This is a genomic window from Paenibacillus sp. TSM33, from assembly GCF_056099025.1.
Map to the genome: position 1 here is coordinate 1 of NZ_JBLZXB010000041.1, position 433 is coordinate 433.

Annotated in this window: 1 rRNA gene; it reads left to right on the forward strand. The window is 42.7% G+C overall.

Annotated features, from left to right (window positions below):
• A 16S ribosomal RNA gene (locus ACN6NF_RS25730) occupies positions 1–81 on the forward strand; the annotation flags it as partial.
• Positions 82–433 lie beyond the last annotated feature (352 nt).

Here is a 433-nt window from a genome sequence, read left to right on the forward strand (position 1 = left end):
CCGCCGAAGGTGGGGTAGATGATTGGGGTGAAGTCGTAACAAGGTAGCCGTATCGGAAGGTGCGGCTGGATCACCTCCTTTCTATGGAGAATCGTTTCCTGCGATGGAAACATTCAAATCAGCAGGTGTATATACCTGCGACCGGATATTCAATTCGGTTCATCACATTCGTGTGAATGAAATGAATATCCTGGACTTACTCACTCGTTGCTCAGTTTTGAGAGTTCAAACTCTCAAGCTTCGACGAATGTTTCATTCACACATCGTGTGGAACCGAAATATTCATCGGGCTTCGCTTCGACGAAGCGAATTGCACCTTGAAAACTGGATACCGAAACGAAATTGCGTTTTAGAATATTCCTTTAAGCTGATCTTGTGTAAACAAGAGAAATAAAGGTAGCATATATCGACATTTTCTTTCTGTGAAAGAAAA